The sequence below is a fragment of the Vibrio albus genome, from assembly GCF_003144035.1.
Classification (GTDB): domain Bacteria; phylum Pseudomonadota; class Gammaproteobacteria; order Enterobacterales; family Vibrionaceae; genus Vibrio; species Vibrio albus.
In genome coordinates, this window is the sequence record NZ_QFWT01000001.1 from 436926 (window position 1) to 455177 (window position 18252).

17 protein-coding genes are annotated in these 18252 nt (G+C 47.5%); 5 read left to right on the forward strand and 12 right to left on the reverse strand.

Features of this window, described 5'->3' with window-relative positions; all coding sequences use genetic code 11:
• Window positions 1-133: 133 nt before the first annotated feature.
• From DI392_RS01880 to DI392_RS01890, 3 genes are all read left to right on the forward strand, one after another.
• Entirely contained in the window at window positions 134-1018 is an 885-nt protein-coding gene (locus tag DI392_RS01880; RefSeq protein WP_109318205.1) for a D-hexose-6-phosphate mutarotase, read from the forward strand.
• A gap of 210 nt (window positions 1019-1228) precedes the next feature.
• A complete protein-coding gene (gene rlmA / locus DI392_RS01885) occupies window positions 1229-2047 on the forward strand; it encodes a 23S rRNA (guanine(745)-N(1))-methyltransferase (protein ID WP_109318206.1) in 819 nt (272 codons plus the stop codon).
• A 214-nt stretch (window positions 2048-2261) separates the two neighbouring features.
• A complete protein-coding gene (locus DI392_RS01890; protein WP_109318207.1) occupies window positions 2262-2630 on the forward strand; it encodes a hypothetical protein in 369 nt (122 codons plus the stop codon).
• Window positions 2631-2719: 89 nt separating this feature from the next.
• On the opposite strand, the gene DI392_RS01895 is transcribed toward DI392_RS01890, so the two are convergent.
• On the reverse strand, window positions 2720-3157 hold the full coding sequence (locus DI392_RS01895; protein WP_109318208.1) for a YcgN family cysteine cluster protein: 438 nt from the start codon (window positions 3155-3157) through the stop codon (window positions 2720-2722).
• 155 nt (window positions 3158-3312) lie between these two features.
• Between DI392_RS01895 and DI392_RS01900 the strand changes: the two genes are divergently transcribed.
• Window positions 3313-3561: a YkgJ family cysteine cluster protein gene (locus DI392_RS01900; RefSeq protein ID WP_109318209.1), complete on the forward strand. Its 249-nt coding sequence runs from the start codon at window positions 3313-3315 to the stop codon at window positions 3559-3561.
• Between the two features lie 243 nt (window positions 3562-3804).
• Here the strand turns inward: DI392_RS01900 and recR are convergent, their stop codons facing one another.
• From recR to DI392_RS01925, 5 genes are all read right to left on the reverse strand, one after another.
• Window positions 3805-4407, reverse strand: a complete 603-nt coding sequence (recR, locus tag DI392_RS01905) for a recombination mediator RecR (RefSeq protein ID WP_109318210.1) — start codon at window positions 4405-4407, stop codon at window positions 3805-3807.
• 20 nt (window positions 4408-4427) lie between these two features.
• Window positions 4428-4760 carry a YbaB/EbfC family nucleoid-associated protein gene (locus tag DI392_RS01910; RefSeq protein WP_109318211.1) on the reverse strand — a complete coding sequence of 111 codons (333 nt, stop codon included), beginning with the start codon at window positions 4758-4760 and terminating at the stop codon, window positions 4428-4430.
• Window positions 4761-4850: 90 nt separating this feature from the next.
• Window positions 4851-6992, reverse strand: coding sequence for a DNA polymerase III subunit gamma/tau (dnaX, locus tag DI392_RS01915; protein ID WP_109318212.1), 2142 nt, complete (start codon window positions 6990-6992; stop codon window positions 4851-4853).
• A 23-nt stretch (window positions 6993-7015) separates the two neighbouring features.
• Window positions 7016-7561, reverse strand: a complete 546-nt coding sequence (apt, locus tag DI392_RS01920; RefSeq protein WP_109318213.1) for an adenine phosphoribosyltransferase — start codon at window positions 7559-7561, stop codon at window positions 7016-7018.
• A 226-nt stretch (window positions 7562-7787) separates the two neighbouring features.
• Window positions 7788-8903 carry a response regulator gene (locus DI392_RS01925; RefSeq protein WP_245883899.1) on the reverse strand — a complete coding sequence of 372 codons (1116 nt, stop codon included), beginning with the start codon at window positions 8901-8903 and terminating at the stop codon, window positions 7788-7790.
• Window positions 8904-9220: 317 nt separating this feature from the next.
• Between DI392_RS01925 and DI392_RS01930 the strand changes: the two genes are divergently transcribed.
• The gene (locus DI392_RS01930; RefSeq protein WP_109318539.1) at window positions 9221-10111 is read left to right on the forward strand and encodes a LysR family transcriptional regulator; all 891 of its coding nucleotides are present in this window, start codon (window positions 9221-9223) and stop codon (window positions 10109-10111) included.
• A gap of 77 nt (window positions 10112-10188) precedes the next feature.
• Here DI392_RS01930 and DI392_RS01935 read toward each other — a convergent pair whose 3' ends face one another.
• The 6 genes from DI392_RS01935 to accD form a co-directional block, all read right to left on the reverse strand.
• Complete coding sequence (locus DI392_RS01935) at window positions 10189-13038, reverse strand: polysaccharide lyase family 8 super-sandwich domain-containing protein (RefSeq protein ID WP_109318214.1); 2850 nt, start codon at window positions 13036-13038, stop codon at window positions 10189-10191.
• Between the two features lie 260 nt (window positions 13039-13298).
• The gene (gene purF / locus DI392_RS01940) at window positions 13299-14813 is read right to left on the reverse strand and encodes an amidophosphoribosyltransferase (RefSeq protein ID WP_109318215.1); all 1515 of its coding nucleotides are present in this window, start codon (window positions 14811-14813) and stop codon (window positions 13299-13301) included.
• A 30-nt stretch (window positions 14814-14843) separates the two neighbouring features.
• Window positions 14844-15335 (reverse strand): CvpA family protein, encoded by a 492-nt coding sequence (locus tag DI392_RS01945; protein WP_109318216.1) that lies wholly within the window; start codon window positions 15333-15335, stop codon window positions 14844-14846.
• A 60-nt stretch (window positions 15336-15395) separates the two neighbouring features.
• The gene (locus DI392_RS01950) at window positions 15396-15932 is read right to left on the reverse strand and encodes an SPOR domain-containing protein (protein WP_109318217.1); all 537 of its coding nucleotides are present in this window, start codon (window positions 15930-15932) and stop codon (window positions 15396-15398) included.
• Window positions 15922-17208, reverse strand: a complete 1287-nt coding sequence (gene folC, locus DI392_RS01955; RefSeq protein WP_109318218.1) for a bifunctional tetrahydrofolate synthase/dihydrofolate synthase — start codon at window positions 17206-17208, stop codon at window positions 15922-15924. The genes DI392_RS01950 and folC overlap by 11 nt, the downstream gene beginning before the upstream one ends.
• A gap of 36 nt (window positions 17209-17244) precedes the next feature.
• Window positions 17245-18186 (reverse strand): acetyl-CoA carboxylase, carboxyltransferase subunit beta, encoded by a 942-nt coding sequence (accD, locus tag DI392_RS01960; protein ID WP_109318219.1) that lies wholly within the window; start codon window positions 18184-18186, stop codon window positions 17245-17247.
• Window positions 18187-18252: the final 66 nt, after the last annotated feature.

Consider the following 18252-nt stretch of genomic DNA (forward strand, 5'->3'; position numbering starts at 1 on the left):
GCATTAGCTAAAGACTTTCTTTGAAGAAAGATGAAAAAGGCGGCCATTGGTCGCCTTTTGTCTTTTATACTTAGGAAAAAGTTATACTAAGAAAAAAATTAATCCATTAACTAACGCCAAGGATCACTTACCTATGGAACTAAGAAAACTCCCCGCGATTGCCGTATTATCTGACAACGTTACCGTCATTGAAAAAGAAGGCATCCAGATCGTTCGCGTCATTCACGATAAAGCAGAAGCCGGTATCTCTCTTCACGGTGGCCATGTTCTGTGGTTTAAACCTGCCGGTCAGGAAGATGTCATCTGGCTGAGTGAAAAAGCTGAATTCAATACTGCAAAAGCGTTCCGTGGCGGTATCCCCGTCTGTTGGCCATGGTTTGGCACCATTGCTTCACCATCTCACGGCTTTGCCCGTACCAGTCAGTGGTACATCGTTGAACACCGCGAAACAGAGGACGGTGTTATTGTTTGCCTTGGCCTGGAAGAAAACGAAGAGTCACTGGCTATCTGGCCAAATGCATTTGAGGCTCGCCTGTACGTTGAAGTATCAGAGAAACTCAAAGTCACTTTAGATGTCACTAACACCGATGATAAAGAATGGAAATTCTCAGGTGCGCTACATACTTACCTGAATATCGCGGATGTCCGTGAATCAGTCACAACCGGAATGGGTGGCGAGTTTGTAGATAAACTTCAGGATGGCCAGGTAACACAAGGTGGTTCAGAACTACAGCTGACCGATACAGTTGACCGGGTTTATACCCAACCAGAAGCCGTTATCGAAGTTTCAGACCCTAAATACAGCCGTACAATCACGGTAACTAACAACGGCCACAACAGCGCTGTTATCTGGAACCCGTGGGAAGCCGGAGCCAAAGCGATGGGTGATATGGCCGACAACGGCTACGAGACTATGCTATGCGTAGAATCAACCTGGAATGCTGACAGCCTTGAAGAAGGCAAGGCACTGCAGCCGGGTGACAGTCACCAACTTGTCACTGAAATTGCCGTAAAGTGACACCAGTTAAACGAGAGACTAGAAACTAGAAACTAGAAACTAGAAACTAGAAACTAGAAACTAGAATACAGAGCGCTTCGCTTTAAGAAGACAAAGGTGGCAGAATTCACCCTTTGTAGCATGTAAAAAAACTGAGGCCGCTCTGTACTCTTATTACTCTTATCGTTATTTCACTTATAGTTTTCCAAAATTATTACCCTGAGAGCAATAATGTCCTACCAATGTCCCCTTTGCCACCAGGCCCTTCTTCTGAAAGAAAGCCGGTATCAGTGTGAAAACAAGCACCAGTTTGATCTAGCGAAAGAAGGTTATGTTAACCTCATGCCCGCTAATCAAAAACGGTCAAAAAATCCCGGTGATAATAAAGAAATGATGCAGGCACGCCGGCGTTTTCTTGAGTCAGGACACTATGCCCCTCTGGCAACCAAAGTGGCAGAAATTTGCCAGCAGTTCCTCAGCAAGACTCAAAATCGCCTGTTGGATATCGGTTGCGGTGAAGGCTACTACACCAGTCAGGTTCAGCGCAGCCTTACCAAAAGCACTCCTGATGCTACTGTATATGGGCTGGATATCTCCAAGGTCGCAATACGCTACGCCGCCAAACGCTACCCTGCCTGTCACTTTTCTGTTGCTTCCAGCCACCGTCTGCCATTTGCCGATCACAGCCTTGATGCCGTCTTACGTATTTACGCGCCATGTAAAGCAGAAGAGCTGAGCCGATGCACAACAGAAAGTGGCCTTGTTATCACTGTCACCCCTGCCGCCAGACATCTGTATCAGCTTAGGGAAAAAATCTATACCGACGTCAGGCTTCATGACGAAACACCGGAAAACATCGACGGCTTTACACTCTGTCATCAGGAAAAGCTGCACTATAAAATGACCACCGCCGGTCAGAACACCGTTGACCTGTTGCAGATGACCCCTTTTGCCTGGAAGGCAACTGAAAAACTGAAACAGTCTCTGCTGGCCGATTCAAACTTCCAGTGTGAAGCTGACTTTCAGATCCGGGTATACCGAAAGGACTAAAGCGGCAAATAGAAAACTGGTCTGCATTTTGCTTATTATTCACTCAGAAGCGTTTGGCGGATACAGCATGCCACCGCTTAACTCTGCTTTACCCGGCATCTACCGGAAGAACAGAGTGTAGGTTATTTGGTAATAGAAAGCGGCAAATGTTGTTCAAGTTTTTATCAACATCGCCGATAAACTGGATACTAGGCAGAAATTATTGAGGCACAATATGACGCCAGTAGGAATGAATAACGCAACGCAGGCTTATGCTGCACAGGCTAAAATGGCTCCGTCAACGCCTCAGCCAGTGGCAGCTGAGGCAAAAGATGCAGACAAGGCTCTGAAAGTTGAGCAAAATAAAGTAACGCTTTCAGCAGAAGGTAAGGCGTTGCTTACTGCACTTTCAGAAATTGATAAAGAAAGCAAAGAAGTGGCTAAAGACAAAGACTTTGGCGATAAAGTTGAGTCCTTTACCCATGGGGCTTTGGGTATGAGCAGCCCGGATAAGATTGAAGAAACCGAAGACAGCTCTTATTCTGCAGGTCAATACGTTTCGGGTGCTCTTACAGCCGGGGCCTTGCTGTTAGCGGTTATTTAAGCAAGCAATACAATCAAAAAACGACTTTGCCCTCGTAGCGAAGAATTAGCTTGTGCAGGCAAAGTCATTTTTTATGTATCGCCACGTCGTTATCGGTGAGGGTGGTTCAGCACATGGTCTTCCCAGTTCACCACTTCAACCTCATAAACCACCTTATTTCTGATACTTTCACCCGCTGCGTGCATAGCCGACTTTGAACCTGTAATCAACGGATGCCATTCTGGCAACGGCTTGCCTTCTGCAAGCAGACGATAGGCGCAGGTTTCAGGTAACCAGTTGAACTCGTGGATATTTGCTTTGTTTAATTTCAGGCACTCTTCGCCAGAATTAAAGCGGTTCGGATAATCTTTACAGCCACAGGTTTTACTGTTCAGCCAGCTACAGGCAACATTGGTGTAGTACACCTCATCGGTGTCTTCATCCATCAGCTTATGCAGGCAGCACTTCCCGCAGCCGTCACACAGAGATTCCCACTCTTGCTCTGTCATCTCTTCCAGTGTCTTTGTCTGCCAAAATGCTACTGTCATTGCCTGCTCTACTTCTTACTGCTACCAAGAGGATGTGATTTATACCCCTATGAACAGTAAAGTGCAAGCAGAATGCTGTGCCGATCCAGTTTACTTCCTGTACAGCCTTCTATATTATCCCACCTCTTCATTTAGCGTAGTCACCAGAGGGTTATATGGATTGCAGATTAGGCTGCGGAGCCTGTTGTATCGCACCAAGCATTTCTTCTCCGATTCCGGGGATGGAGAACGGCAAGCCAGCGGGAGTACGCTGTATCCAGCTCGATGAGAATAATCTGTGCAAACTTTTCGGCAAGCCGGAAAGGCCCAAGGTGTGCCACGACTTTAAGCCGGATCCGGATGTGTGCGGGAAGAGTAATCCTGAAGCGATGGCGGTGATCACCGAACTGGAGTTGCTGACATAAGGGCTAGGACTAGAGACTAGAACAGAATACAGAGCGCTTTGAGGGTACAGATTACAGAAAACATTGTCTGGTTTTATAGTTTTTATCAGCGTAGCGGTCTAGTTTCTGGTTTCTTTCTATAATCTGCTCTATCAATCCAGACCGTCATCCCTGCGAAGGCAGGGATCTACTAAACCATTATCAACTCGTTCATAAGATTCCTGCCTTCGCAGGAATGACGATATTCAGTTTTCATTGTACAGATTAAGACAGCTTCTGCCTTCCCAACAGTGAATGGGAAAGTGTAGTGCCGTCTACCAGCTCCAGCTCTCCGCCAACAGGAACACCGTGTGCGATACGGCTGGCACTCACATTGTGGGCGTTACACAACTCTGCAATATAATGAGCGGTTGCTTCACCTTCCACCGTCGGGTTGGTTGCCAGAATAACTTCTTTGATATCCCCTCTTCCAAGCCGATAATCCAGAGTATCTAAGCCAATATCACTGGGGCCGATGCCATCCAACGGGGACAAATGCCCCATAAGCACAAAATAACGGCCGGAATACTGCCCTGTTGCTTCTACTGCGGCGATGTCCGCCGGGCTTTCGACCACACACAACAAGCCATTTTCCTGTCGTTTGGGGTTCAAACAGATATTACAGGTTTCTTCTTCGGTAAATGTTCGGCACTCTGAGCAGTGACCAATTTCTGTCATTGCTTTAGTTAGCGCATCCGCTAACTGTAAACCGCCTTTTCTGTCCCGCTGTAACAAATGAAAGGCCATACGCTGGGCTGACTTGGGACCGACTCCCGGCAGACAACGTAAGGCCTCCATCAATTGCTCCAGCATATGGCTGGTACGCATAGTTTAGATACCGTTACCGATTAGAATGGCATTTTCATGCCTGGTGGTAGCTGCATACCGCCAGTCACTGAAGCCATTTTTTCTTTTTGAGTCTCTTCAACACGACGAGCGGCATCATTAAACGCAGCAGCGATTAGATCTTCCAGCATTTCTTTGTCGTCTTCCATCAGGCTCTCGTCAATTTCAACACGACGTACGCTGTGGCTACCGGTGATGGTTATTTTAACCAAACCTGCTCCAGATTCACCAGTCACTTCCATATTTGCAATTTCTTCCTGAAGTTTTTGCATACGATCTTGCATCTGCTGGGCTTGTTTCATCAGGTTGCCCATACCGCCTTTACCACCAAACATCTTATATCTCTCTGGTCTGTATGTGTTTCACTTGATTATTGGGCTGAAAAGCAATTTTTCAACCCCGGATTTAAAATTTAACTAGGTTGTTCATATTGGTCTTACACTATCTCGGTCCAGTTCTGCTGCGAATCTTTTCTGAATAAACTGTACATTAGGATCCTGCTCCAGACTGACAAAAGCGCTGGCCAGTTTTCCCTGATACAGATGTTCTCTGAGCTCCAGAGGTGTCTGTCCGGACTCACCAATATGAATGGTCAGTGAGCACTCTTCTTCCAGTACATGACAGAGCGCCAGCCTTAACTCCTCCAGAGACCTGTCTTTATTCAGATGCGCATGGCTCGGCCTTAATTCCAGAGCGATCGCTGAGCCATTTTTCTGATAAGCAGAGTTCAGTGCCAGCTGTTCCACCAGCTTAGGGATATTCAGCCGTTGAATCAAAGCAGACCATTCATCCTGAGCAATCGACTCTTCCACCAGTTTCTGATTCATCTCCGGTGTTTTAGTATGCTCCAGTGCCTTTTTCAGATCGGAAGGTTTTACCTCCGCCTGGACAGGCTCTTCAACGGGAGTTGACGACGGCTGCCATTGATATGGCTCGCTGTCCTCCGGCATAGGCTCTGCCGGCTGTATATTCTGCGGTTCTACTGAGCCTGCGACCGTATTACTGCCAGCGGTACTCACTGTATTTGTCTGCGGCCGATCACCATACCGGCCATGCTGAGCAACGCGCTCCAGCACAGAAGATGGTCCCGGTGACGCCGCTTCAGACTTTTTTCCGTGATTATCCGCAGATTGCTGTGAGGTGTTACGCCGAGAACGCAACTGATGACGTAAGCCCGTCATCGAAACGCTTTTTTCCTCATGCGGTGGTGAAACGGAATCTGGCTGCTGCTCAGGCTCATTTCTTTCTGGTTCTATGACCGGAGATTTGAGATTAACCGGCTGATTTGTTTCTTCGCCACTACGCCCTGCAACAACCAGTTCAGATTGAGGCATTGGTTGAGCCGGTGCTGGCTGCGAAGACTCTGTCCGCTGCGAAATAGGTTGCTGCAATGATGACGCCGTGTTTTGATGACGATGTGGTGGCTCAGGTACCACCGCCTGCTGTTTTGTTGGTAAGACTATCGCGTTTGCAGACACGGCTGACTGCGGCCTGAAGGCGATCATCCTCAGGACGACCATTTCCAGTCCCATTCGCTCGGTTGGAGCCAGAGGCAGGTCCTGACGCCCTTTCAGAGCGATTTGATAAAATAGCTGTACATCCTGAGGCGTAAGAGACTGGCTGAGCAGCTCTATTTTTTCCGCATCCGGCTTATCTTTGTCGAGTGTGGCCGGCAATGCCTGATACATCGCTATTCTGTGAAGCTGACTTGCCAGTTCCTGCAAAAGACCATCCCATTCCACACCATTTTGTGCCAGATGCTGAATGGCTGCCATCGCCGTTTCTGTTTGCTTACTGCTAATGGCTTCCAGCAAGTGAATCGCCTGATCAGCATCCAGAGTTCCCAGCATGGTGGTAACCGTCGCGGTATCGATTGCGCCATTGCTTAAAGCAATGGCCTGATCCGTCAGACTCAGAGCATCCCGCATACTGCCATCTGCCGCATGAGCAATCATGCCTAACGCCCGGGATTCTGACGTTACAGACTCCTGCTTAAGGATAAAATCAAGCTGTTCGTGAATAGCATCCACACTGATAGGCTTTAGATGAAACTGCAGACAACGGGAAAGAATCGTTACCGGTAGCTTCTGTGGATCAGTTGTCGCCAGCAGGAACTTTACATGCTCAGGTGGCTCTTCCAGAGTTTTCAGAAGTGCGTTAAAGCTGTGGCGGGAGAGCATGTGTACCTCATCGATAAGGTACACCTTAAACCGGCCCCGTGCTGGCTTATACTGCACATTGTCAAGCAGTTCACGGATATCTTCGACCTTCGTTCGGGAAGCTGCATCGATTTCAAGGAGGTCAACGAAACGGCCTTCATCAATTTCCCGACAGGTTTCACACTGACCACAAGGCGTAGCCGTGATACCCGTTTCGCAGTTGAGTCCTTTAGCAAATAAGCGACCAATACTGGTTTTACCGACACCTCGTGTACCACTAAACAGATAAGCGTGATGCAGCTTGTTCTGCTTTAATGCATTTTCCAGTGCGGTGAGCACATGGGCCTGACCCACAACCTGATTAAACTGAACCGGACGCCATTTTCGTGCTAATGCTAAATAACTCATTTAATACTTCCAACTATTCTGGCTTAGTGGCCGTCGAACTCACAAATGCTGTATACGTTCAGACCCAACCCTTTCAGGCGTTCATCACCACCAATGTCCGGCAAGTTTATCACAAAAGCCGCGTGTTCCACTTCACCACCTAACTGACGGATCAGTTTTGTGGTCGCTTCAATGGTTCCGCCTGTCGCAAGCAAGTCATCAACCATCAGAACTTTGTCGCCTTTTTCAATCGCATCCGTATGAATTTCCAGAGTATCCATACCGTATTCAAGCTCATAAGTTTCCGCAACGGTTTCTCTCGGCAGCTTACCCGGTTTACGTACCGGCACAAACCCTACGCCCAGCTCCAGGGCCAGCGGAGCTCCAAACAGAAAACCCCGGGCTTCTGTTCCGACGACTTTGGTAAACCCGTGGTTTTTATATTGGTTCAGCAATAAACCAATGGTTGCTTTATAAGCATCCGCATTCTCCATCAGGCTGGTGACATCACGGAATAAAATACCTGGTTTAGGGTAGTCCTGAATGGATTTAATACTTGATTTTATTAATGAAATTGTATCAGTAGTCATAAACTATCTATCTGCGTTATAGGCTTGCCTCGATCTCGTTATAATTATCTCAGCAAAGCAAGCGACCAATTTATCACATTTGCTTATTCGTGAACGAAGACAGCAAAAGGCGAAAAAACAAACGCCCGCTCCGAAGAGCGGGCACATTACCCAACAATATTAGAGATTTTCTTAATCTGGAGCAACCAGCGAATCCGGCGCAAACGTTTAAGTGGCGGTTTAAATGCTAATATGACGACTTAGGCGACATTTCCAGACTAAAATGACTGACGCCGATATTCGACAGCGTTAATTTACCTCCTCTGCCGATAGGCAACCGGCTAACACCTGACTGTTTGGAGCAACCACCCCCTAACATGCACTCTGAAGCGATATGATGCCGGTACTGACCATAAGTGTCATGATAGGTCCAGATCCCTTCGATCCCGCCCGACAATATTGACACCGTACCATCGGTCATATCGGCGATACCAAACAGCGCTTTGGTTGGTTTTGAGCACTCCAGACACTGTATGCCTTTTTCAACGATATCCGTAAACGCCTCCAGATTGTTTAGCGGAATATCAGAATGGCGTAACGCATCATTAAATACAGCCCGGACCAGAAGAGATGTCGCAACACAGTTCTCTTCTGTGGATTCTGAATCCACGATATAGAACGCAAACTGACCATCCATCAACCAGGCATAATCAAAGACCAGAGGCATTGCATCAGAAGCCTGAAGAAGATTGTAGCTGCATTGCCATTCCCCTTGCTTTGTATCTCTGTCCGGAAGAAGAGCTAATAACAGATCTCTCGCGGCTCCGATATTATGCTCAAGAAAGTTCAGGTGCCAGTGCAACTCCTCATCTTCAGGAATATCTCCCCGTTCTCCTACGCGCAGCCACTGACTGGCGAAGTCACGGCTGGGCTCCTGATGTTTTTGCTCATCACTCAGAATATTACTGATGGCGGAAGTTAGGTGAGTAGGAACCGTAATAGGTTTCGTCAAAAAGTCCTTAATACCGAAGCGCAATGCTCTCGCAACATCCGACATATCTTCTGTTGCAGAGACGACGATCATAGGAATGGATGGGTATTCCCAGCATACTTCCTCGGCAAATTCGATACCATTCAGGATTGGCATCGACAAGTCACACAGTATCAGATCCGGAACCTCGTGCCGGAGCTTTTGTAAGCCTTCCAGCCCATGCTCAGCCTGAATGACCCGATAGCCTTCTTTTTCCAACAATACAGAGATAAACCGACGAAAAACTGGATCATCATCAACCAGCATAATCACCTGCCCTTCTCTGCCCCTCCCGTCCGCATAAAGTGCAGTGTCAACAAAACTATCAACCATACAGCCCTCGCTCATCAACCAACCGGACGATATTTATTTTTATCCAGACCTCTAATAAAAAGTAGTCGGCAATCATCATTTGTACAACATATGGCGTTGCATACACGATTGTAAGCACAACCTGTTGCTAATTAGCATTGATCTTGCTTAGTTGATAACAGTATTGCTTATCATTTATCGCAACTTTGTATACAAAATACACACAAAGCAAAAGGATAGCGGCAAACAAACACAACATTCTCTTGACGAGAAGCAAATTAAGTTTGCAAAATCAAAGGAACGAATTTGAACGTGGAAGATCTGCCGTGGCTAACCCGATGAAACTAGATGACTTAAACCTTTTTCGACTTGTTGTTGAAAATGGGAGCTATACCGCAACTTCAAGAAAAACATTAATTCCTGTCGCGACTATCACCCGGCGAATTCAGGCCCTTGAAGATTCTTTAGATCTCCGCCTGCTCAACCGCCACGCACGCAAACTTTCGCTGACGGAAGCTGGAGAACGTTTTTATACCGCCTGCTCTCCGATGCTTAAAAAGCTCACTTCAGCAGCAGAAGAAATTGGAGACGACTGCCGGGGTGCGGCGGGTAAACTGAAGATTTCCGCCCCCTCAAACCTGACCAAGCGGCTTATCCTGCCTATGCTCAACGAGTTTATGGCGAAATACCCGAATATCAGGATTGAACTGACGATAAGTAATCAGTGTGATCCGACTGAGTGGGATATTATTTTTAAAGCGGGTCCACAGCGAGACTCTAGCCTAATCGCCAGAAAGGTAAATGAAGTCAAAGATATACTTGTTGCCAGCCCTTCTTATCTGGCGGATAACCCCCAACCTCTTAAACATGCAGACGATCTGCTTCATCACCATCTACTAAAAGGTCATCCATTACTCAAATGGCAACTTAACAACTCCAAAGGCGATGTTGTGGTGAATACCGATAAAGGCAGGTTTGAAGCCAACGAACTGAATGTCGTCCGCCGCGCATGTGCTGCGGGGCTGGGCATCACTCTGATGCCGGATATTATGCTGCAGGGATATTTTGAGAGAGGAGAACTGGTGCGGGTGCTTAGTGACTGGAGTTCCAACCCCAGGGATATTTATATGCTCTATAACCACAAAGATCACCAGCCAGAAAAAGTACGTCTGCTGATAGACTTCGTCACTCACTATCATGATGTCGGGGAAGAGAATATTCCCGCCTAGACTATTCCCTGATTAAAAACGGCGGCCTATCCGCCGCCGTTCAAACTTACTGTGTTACGTTTCCCCTGAATCAACGGTTAAAGGGCACGTTTAACGACCAGTTCAGGGATTTGATCGGTCTCATCAGAGCCAAAAGCGACAAAACCAGAACCTTTGTTACTTAGTAGCAAACTAATAGCGCCAGAGGATTGAGCCTCATTCACCAGCTTAGTAACATCCAGTTCAACCCACTGTTTTTTCTGCTCAGAAGAAACCGTCCAAGGGATACTTTCCGATTTAACAGCCGGAAGATTATTCCAGGTGACACCTGCTTCACTCCAGTGACTATCGGCCAATGCAGCAACCTGCACTGTCTGTGGCGACTGCCCGCCAATATTACGGACATGCAGTTTCAGCACGGCCTTCTCAGCCCCGGCACTGCTCAGTTGGGTAAGGTCGAACTTAATCACGGATTTGACTTCCTTAGTCACTCCCGCTTCCGCTGCATCGCCATCCGTAATCTGGCCAGCCCACAGATCCCAGCGTGATACGATATCGAAGTTTCTGTCTGCATACTGCCCCCCCTGTAGCTCAGTATCAGCCACCGCCAGTAGTGTCAGCTCAGGCTGCTGCGCTGCCTGCAGTTGGGCTTGTTGCTGAGCTTTTAATGCTGCTTCCCACTCACGGTTATCCGGGCCTTTATCCCAGTCAAAGGTAACACTTCTGCCCAGATCAGCTTCTCCCCCTGGAGTCAGAATACTGTGCGTAAGGTTACCGTGTGATACAGACTGTAAGCCCAGTGTCACATCAGCAAACTCAACCCCAGGAGTCGATACGCTGATGGTTGGCTGACTGACACTGTCGTCCAGCAATATAACGCTTGGCTTGTCAACGGTGACCGTTAGATCACTGTTCAGCTTCACGCTACCCGCCTGATAGAAAACAATACCTGTCACATTCAGCCCTTTATGATGTACGGCCTGAACCTCAGGCGTGTTCTTCAGTACTTTCACCGGTAAGTCTTTACTGTAACTGTCGACCTGATCTGCGGTTTTTCCCGGAGCAATGACATACTGATAAGTCGCATTGTCAGGATTCACGCCATGTGTCATAGACAGAGTAAATACGTTCTGGCTGACTAACTCGTCACTGCTGCTTTTGCGGAGCGCTTTCCATGTGCCGGTCTGGGTCTGGTTAGACAACGTACCTTTCCAGCTCTGAGGGAACACATAACCGACACCATCATGGTGTACCCATTTTGCGTCTGTCAGATCACGACTTCCCATCGCAGCAACGGAGCCGTCTACGGTTACCTCACCATTGAGTCGTGTCTGGTTTAGTGAAGTATTCACTGATTCGCAATTGGTTGACTTAATGCCCGTACCAAGAGCAACCACTTCATCCGCGAAGCTGAACCAGGCTTTCTTCGCCTCTGTGTGTCCTTTCCCTTCACCACACTGGTAGAATCCAGGCTTCGTTGAATGCGCACCCTCCGCGTGGTTGATGGCGATATCCAAATCCATCATCGACACACCATATCGTTCATTGCTAACACCACCGACAAATGATACGTCCGGCTGCATGATACGTCCCCAGTCAGCGCCTTTACCGACGTACTCAGGAGCAGTAACCCCGGGAACCAGAGCCCAGTTCCATACCGGGAAGATGTTGTAATACTCATTACCGCGCTGCATCAGGAATGTGCTGCCAAAGCCCAGCCAGAAGCCTTTCAGGTTTTCTCCGTTACCCGCTTCTGCCGGCTCAACCCGCTGAGAGTTCATGCCGATGCTAAACATATGCCCGTCAGAAGATTTAACGGAATAATCACTGCGCCAGAAATGCTTGAAGCCGTTAAGCCCTGCTCCTGCATCACCAAACTCGTGAGCTTTAAATGCCTGAGCATCGTCAGCACGTTCAGGCATCCAACCGGCAACAATATCCATCGGTGTGTGTTCAGGCATATCCCCGGAGGATTGAGGCATATACTCAGTCCGCTTGGTTCGGCTAATCCCGCGGCTCATGGTGTTGTAGTCCCACTGGCCATGGCGTTTAGACCAGCGCTGACCGTCAAGGAGGTAGGAAACCAGAATATCCATTTTTTCCGGTGCAAAGGCCCACGGCAAATCATTCACCAAATCTGCCCATTTCGCTGCTGCACTGAACCACACGGGACCGTAACCGGACGTGTAGAGCTGTGGCCCATGCTGATGGAAAGAGTAGTCATGCTGAATACCCGCCCCGGTGCTTACGCCAACCGTTGCCTCAATATCTGCAATCGCTTTACCTACCATATCACTGTCGTCTGTCAGTAACCCACGATTTAGCACTGCCAGTGCGATATCAGTCCGGTTGGCCGCTTTTGGAATCGGGCTGTTTGGGTTAGTCGGCGAGTAGTTAGGGATACTCGGTAGATAATCGGCTACTTTCTTAAGTAGCTCTTCATTCAGAGCTTCTTTCGCCATCACCGCACTGTAGCCAATCCGTTTTGGAATGCCGATATCATGCCACCACCAGTTCCAGCTTTGCGGATCAGCATCCAGCCAGTAGATTAGAGCGTTGCTTATCGCATTTCCCAATGCCACATCTGGAGACTCATTGTACGCGGCAGCCAGAATAACCAAACGGTCCAGGTGTCCTCTCGGTGACCAGCCTGGCTTTTCAACCTGCTGGTAGTTGATATCTGGCCAGGCACCTTCCGGAGAAAGTGTTTTTAGGTAATCTGCTGCCAATACTTTCAGTGTCATATTCTTTTTCTTTGCCTGAGCTTTTGAACTGGCAACAAAGTCAGGAACCACACGTGCTTTAAGAGTTTCAAAGTCAGCCTTTGTAGCCTGCTTTACAGCCTGGCCTGAAGATACAGCAGAGGGGGCAGATATCTGCATTGTGCTGGTACAGCCGGTCACAGCGGCGAGTGATACAGCTAAGATCGAATATTTGAATCTTTTCACGTCTTGTCCTTTCTAAATGAGTAAATAGTCAATACTTACAGTGCGTCTTGTTGCATCTGTATGATAGAAAGGAATTAATATATTAAAATGGTATTTTAATTTTTTATCGACCAAGTACTTAAAATAAAGTCACCAAATGGTACGTATCCTTAAAAAGGGAAAAAACGCGTTTAAATACATAACGTAATATGCTAACTAACGATATAAAAAAACACCGGACAATTGCCGGTGTTTTTTAGTGTTTCAGGTGAGTAGCGGAATTACGCCCCTTCGTTATACAACTCCAGGTTGGCCAGATCCTGCTGGATATCTTTCTGCAGCTTGGCATCATCGCTTCTTAGTGACTCAAGAAAATCCAGATAGCTCTGATCAATATCACCGGTCACATACTCGCCGTTAAACACAGAGGTTTCAAACTGAGTGATAGACTGGTTACCCAAGCCTACTGCGGCTACCAAATCTTCCAGAGACTGATAAATCAAGGCATCAGCACCAATCATTTTCGCGATTTCATCCGAATCACGGCCATGGGCAATAAGCTCATTTGCACTTGGCATATCAATGCCGTATACGTTAGGGAAACGAATCTCCGGAGCGGCCGACACCATATACACATTCTTCGCGCCAGCTTCACGCGCCATCTCAATAATCTGCTCTGATGTAGTACCGCGTACAATGGAATCATCAACCAGGAGTACGTTTTTATCTTTAAATTCAGAACGGATCGCATTCAGCTTACGACGTACCGATTTTCTGCGCATCTGCTGACCAGGCATAATAAAGGTACGGCCTACATAGCGGTTTTTCACAAAACCCTGACGATATGGCAGGTTAATTTTCTGTGCAATTTCCAGTGCGATATCACAAGACGTTTCAGGAATTGGGATCACCACATCAATATTGAGATCCGACCAATCGCTCAGGATTTTTTCACCCAGCTTTTTACCCATTTCAACGCGAGCGCTGTAAACAGAAATCTTATCGATAAACGAGTCTGGACGAGCAAAGTAAACGTATTCAAAAATACAAGGGTTACTGGCTGGATTATCAGCACACTGGAGTGTGTGTAGTTCACCGTCAAAGGTCGCGTATACGGCCTCACCGGGCGCAACGTCACGCATAAAATCAAAACCGATGGCGTCCAGTGCAACAGATTCTGAAGCAACCATGTATTCTGTTCCCTGTTCAGTCTCACGTTTACCCAGGCACAAAGGACGAATACCATGCGGGTCACGGAAAGCGATCATACCATGGCCGATGATCATCGCAGCTACAGCATAGGCTCCACGAATAGTACGGTGAACATTCGCTACCGCTCTGAATACATCTTCAGCCGTAACATTGCCTTTTACCGTATCAATTTCATGCGCAAGAACATTCAGCAGCACTTCAGAATCCGATGTCGTGTTGATATGACGACGATCTTTTTCAAATAGTTTCTCTCTGACTTCGTGAGCATTGGTCAGGTTACCGTTATGCGCCAGAGTAATACCAAACGGAGAGTTTACATAGAAAGGCTGCGCTTCAGAGGCACTTGAACTACCTGCAGTTGGATAACGAACATGCCCAATACCTACATTACCCTGTAAGCGTTGCATGTGTTTTGCTTCAAAAACATCTTTAACCAAACCATTCGCCTTACGCAGACGAAAACGATTGCTTTCTATGGTAACAATACCCGCGGCATCCTGGCCACGATGCTGCAAAACCGTCAACGCATCATAAATTGACTGGTTCACCATCGTCTTACCCACGATTCCAACAATACCACACATGTCCTAATCCTCGATTTACAAAAACTGGCACTACACAGTGCCAGCTAGAAAACTTGATGTCTCTTGAAGGTGTTCAAAAAACGGCGCGATGATACGACTAAATTCAGGTATCAGACGCGACTGTGCCCACCAGTCAGAGTTTGGGAATGCGGTAAACGCATCCATGAAAAACAGCACAGCAGAAACAATCAGTACACCGCGCAGCGCGCCAAATACGGCCCCCAGTACCCTGTCTGTTCCCGATAATCCTGTTTTCTGCACCAGTTGAGCAACAACATAGTTGACGATAGCACCAACTATCAGTGTCGTAACAAAAAGTGCACCTATCGCCGCCGCATTACGGAATAACTCGTCGTCGATATTGGTAAAATATACTGCCAATTTCTTGTAGTACTGGCTGGAGATAAAAAATGCCCCAAACCAAATCACCAGAGATAATGCTTCTTTTACAAAGCCCCGAGTAATGCTGATCAAAGCCGACAGGCCTATTACCCCTAAAATGACATAATCAATCCAAATCATATTCTGTACATCTTAAGTTGCGCGCATTTTAACAGAAAAAATCGCGACGCAAACGTTTTCTTATGGGTTAAGCGGTCTAAATTTCATCAGTTGACCCTGAGAGCCAGTGATTTCCTTTAGTTCTTTTATTTGTTTTTCAAGCTTTTCCTTGGAAGTATCCGGGCCGACAATCACACGGGTAAATTCCCCCTCTTTTTTTCTATGAGCCTGGTAACCCCTCTTTTGCAGATCGCCAACCAGCGTTTTTGCGTTCTCTGCGTTTTTCAGAGCCATGAGCTGAATGATCCAGGCACTGTCCTGATACTGATTTTTTTCCGCCACAGGCTGAACACTCACGTTAACAGTATCACGAGTCGGTTCGGAAGCTTCCGGCTCTGTGACGGCTACCGGGCTCTCAGGAAGTGCGGTTTGCACTTCCACCGGTTCAAGCACCTCGAAAGTTTCCATGTCTGTTTTCAACGCAGGTTTAATCGGTATGGCCGCAAACTCTTCTTTATAGTGCTTCTTTTCACCATCGAGAATATCGGGCAAAACGATGACCCCTGCCGCAGCCAGAATAATGGTTCCCACCAGCCGGCTCTGAAACTTACTTGCCACCAGAACTAGAACTCCTTTGTAACTGTAAATAAACCAGAACATCTGAAACGGTAACAAATGATCCGGCTACAATGATGACATCGTCTTTCGCCACTTTTGTTAACGCATATTTAAAACCGTGGGTAGGTGTTGAAAAGGTTTTCAGCTTGTTACCAGCGGGTAATGCTTCGGAAAGCAATTCAGCACTTGCCGCTCTGGGACCGGAAAGGGAACACGGATACCAGCAGGAAACGACATTCGACAATTCTTTTATTGTCCCCGGAATATCTTTATCTTCCAACATGCCCAGAACACAATGAATCTTTCTATCCGGATAACATTGCTGAATTCGCTTCGCCAGATAAGCGGCCGAATGAGGATTATGAGCCACATCCAGAATCACACAAGGCGAATGGGATACTTTCTGCATCCGTCCGGCCAGCTTAGCATTCTTAAGCCCATTCACGATATTAACATCACTGATGTCCAGCCCTGACACGCCCAAGGCCATCAATGCCGTTGCTGCATTAGGCAGAGGCAAAGAAGGGACAGGAAGGTCGCTCAGGTCAAACGGACCACTTTTCCAGTTCCAGATATCGCCGACCTGCTCATACTGAAATTGATAGTCTACCTGATACAGGTTAGCACCAATTTCATCAGCATACGCGGCGATGGTGTAAGGCGCATCCGGCTGCCCGCATATTGCAGGCTTACCGGCACGGAAAATACCGGCTTTCTCCTGAGCGATGACGTTAATATCGTCACCTAACCAGTCCACATGATCTTTGGCAATACTGGTCACTACAGCCACATCATGCTCCAGAATATTGGTCGCATCCAGACGACCACCAAGACCGACCTCAAGCAGAATCACATCGACTTGCTCAGTTTCAAACAGGCGCAGTGCCGCAAGTGTACCGAATTCAAAAAAACTCAGACTGGTGTCTGCTCTGTGCTCTTCAATATAGGCAAAAGCCTCGGTGTGTTTACTGTCCGGCAGAGGATGACCATTGATGCGCACACGCTCGTTATAGCGAATCAGGTGAGGAGAACTATACACACCGACTGAATATCCCGCATCCAGCAATATGGATTCCAGGAGAGCACAGGTTGATCCTTTGCCATTGGTTCCGGCCACTGTGATCACTTTGGCCTGTGGATGAAGAAGATGGGCTTGCTCAGCGACCTGCTGAACTCTTTCCAGTCCTAAATCAATAGCACTGGTATGAATATTTTCTAAATAATCAAGCCACATCGCTAGAGAAGATGTGGCTTGAGGGATAGTTTGCTGACTCATTGAACTCTACTAAAGTATGATTTGCTAATGAGTACTTTACTCTTTTTCCTGATCTTTCGCGACAGGTACTTTATACCCAATCTCTTTCACTTCCTCTGGTGCATCGTCAACAGAGACCACCAAAGGAGAGGTGTAGTGCGTCAGTTTAGCAACCAGGCTGCCAACGCGCTGACGCATCTCGCGACGATCAACGATCATATCAATCGCACCGTGCTCCAGCAGGAACTCACTGCGCTGGAAGCCTTCCGGAAGATCTTCGCGTACAGTCTGCTCAATAACACGGCGACCAGCAAACCCGATCAGGGCATTCGGTTCACCGATATTGATATCACCCAGCATAGCCAGACTCGCAGAAACACCACCCATTGTCGGATCAGTCATGACAGAAATAAATGGCAGGCCTTTCTCTGACAGGCGCTCAAGAGCCGCACTGGTTTTGGCCATCTGCATCAGAGACATTAATGCCTCCTGCATACGGGCACCACCACTGGCTGAAAAACAGACTAGGCCGCAGTTGTTTTCCATCGCCGCTTCAACAGCGCGTACAAAACGGGCACCAACCACAGAACCCATTGACCCCCCCATAAAGGAGAATTCAAAAGCACACGCGACTAAAGGCATACCTAATAGTTCACCTTTCATCACGATAAGAGCATCTTTCTCACCACTGTTCTTCTGAGCAGCGGACAAACGATCTTTATAACGCTTGGAGTCCTTAAATTTCAGTTTATCCTGCGGCTCAAGCTCATTAGCCAGCTCTACCCGGTTATTTTCATCAAGGAATGTTTCCAGACGACGACGAGCCTTCATCCGCATGTGATGGTTACATTTCGGACAAACCTCCAGATTACGTTCCAGTTCTGCGTGATACAGTACCTGTTCACAAGATGTGCACTTCGTCCATACCCCTTCAGGGATTGATGCTTTACGAGAAGTAACGATGCTGCTTTTGTTTAAAATTTTCTCAAGCCAACTCATGGAAGACCTTTTTCTCTGATGTTCTCCCGCCACATGGCGAAAGATATAAAATTCAATAAAATGCGG

Coding starts and splice junctions, on each gene's coding strand:
- DI392_RS01895 (WP_109318208.1), bottom strand. CDS start 3,157: ATGACAGTAGCATTTTGGCAGACAAAGACACTGGAAGAGATGACAGAG.
- folC (WP_109318218.1), bottom strand. CDS start 17,208: ATGAGTCAGCAAACTATCCCTCAAGCCACATCTTCTCTAGCGATGTGG.
- dnaX (WP_109318212.1), bottom strand. CDS start 6,992: ATGAGTTATTTAGCATTAGCACGAAAATGGCGTCCGGTTCAGTTTAAT.
- DI392_RS01945 (WP_109318216.1), bottom strand. CDS start 15,335: ATGATTTGGATTGATTATGTCATTTTAGGGGTAATAGGCCTGTCGGCT.
- DI392_RS01880 (WP_109318205.1), top strand. CDS start 134: ATGGAACTAAGAAAACTCCCCGCGATTGCCGTATTATCTGACAACGTT.
- DI392_RS01900 (WP_109318209.1), top strand. CDS start 3,313: ATGGATTGCAGATTAGGCTGCGGAGCCTGTTGTATCGCACCAAGCATT.
- accD (WP_109318219.1), bottom strand. CDS start 18,186: ATGAGTTGGCTTGAGAAAATTTTAAACAAAAGCAGCATCGTTACTTCT.
- rlmA (WP_109318206.1), top strand. CDS start 1,229: ATGTCCTACCAATGTCCCCTTTGCCACCAGGCCCTTCTTCTGAAAGAA.
- purF (WP_109318215.1), bottom strand. CDS start 14,813: ATGTGTGGTATTGTTGGAATCGTGGGTAAGACGATGGTGAACCAGTCA.
- recR (WP_109318210.1), bottom strand. CDS start 4,407: ATGCGTACCAGCCATATGCTGGAGCAATTGATGGAGGCCTTACGTTGT.
- DI392_RS01910 (WP_109318211.1), bottom strand. CDS start 4,760: ATGTTTGGTGGTAAAGGCGGTATGGGCAACCTGATGAAACAAGCCCAG.
- DI392_RS01930 (WP_109318539.1), top strand. CDS start 9,221: ATGAAACTAGATGACTTAAACCTTTTTCGACTTGTTGTTGAAAATGGG.
- DI392_RS01890 (WP_109318207.1), top strand. CDS start 2,262: ATGACGCCAGTAGGAATGAATAACGCAACGCAGGCTTATGCTGCACAG.
- DI392_RS01925 (WP_245883899.1), bottom strand. CDS start 8,903: ATGGTTGATAGTTTTGTTGACACTGCACTTTATGCGGACGGGAGGGGC.
- apt (WP_109318213.1), bottom strand. CDS start 7,561: ATGACTACTGATACAATTTCATTAATAAAATCAAGTATTAAATCCATT.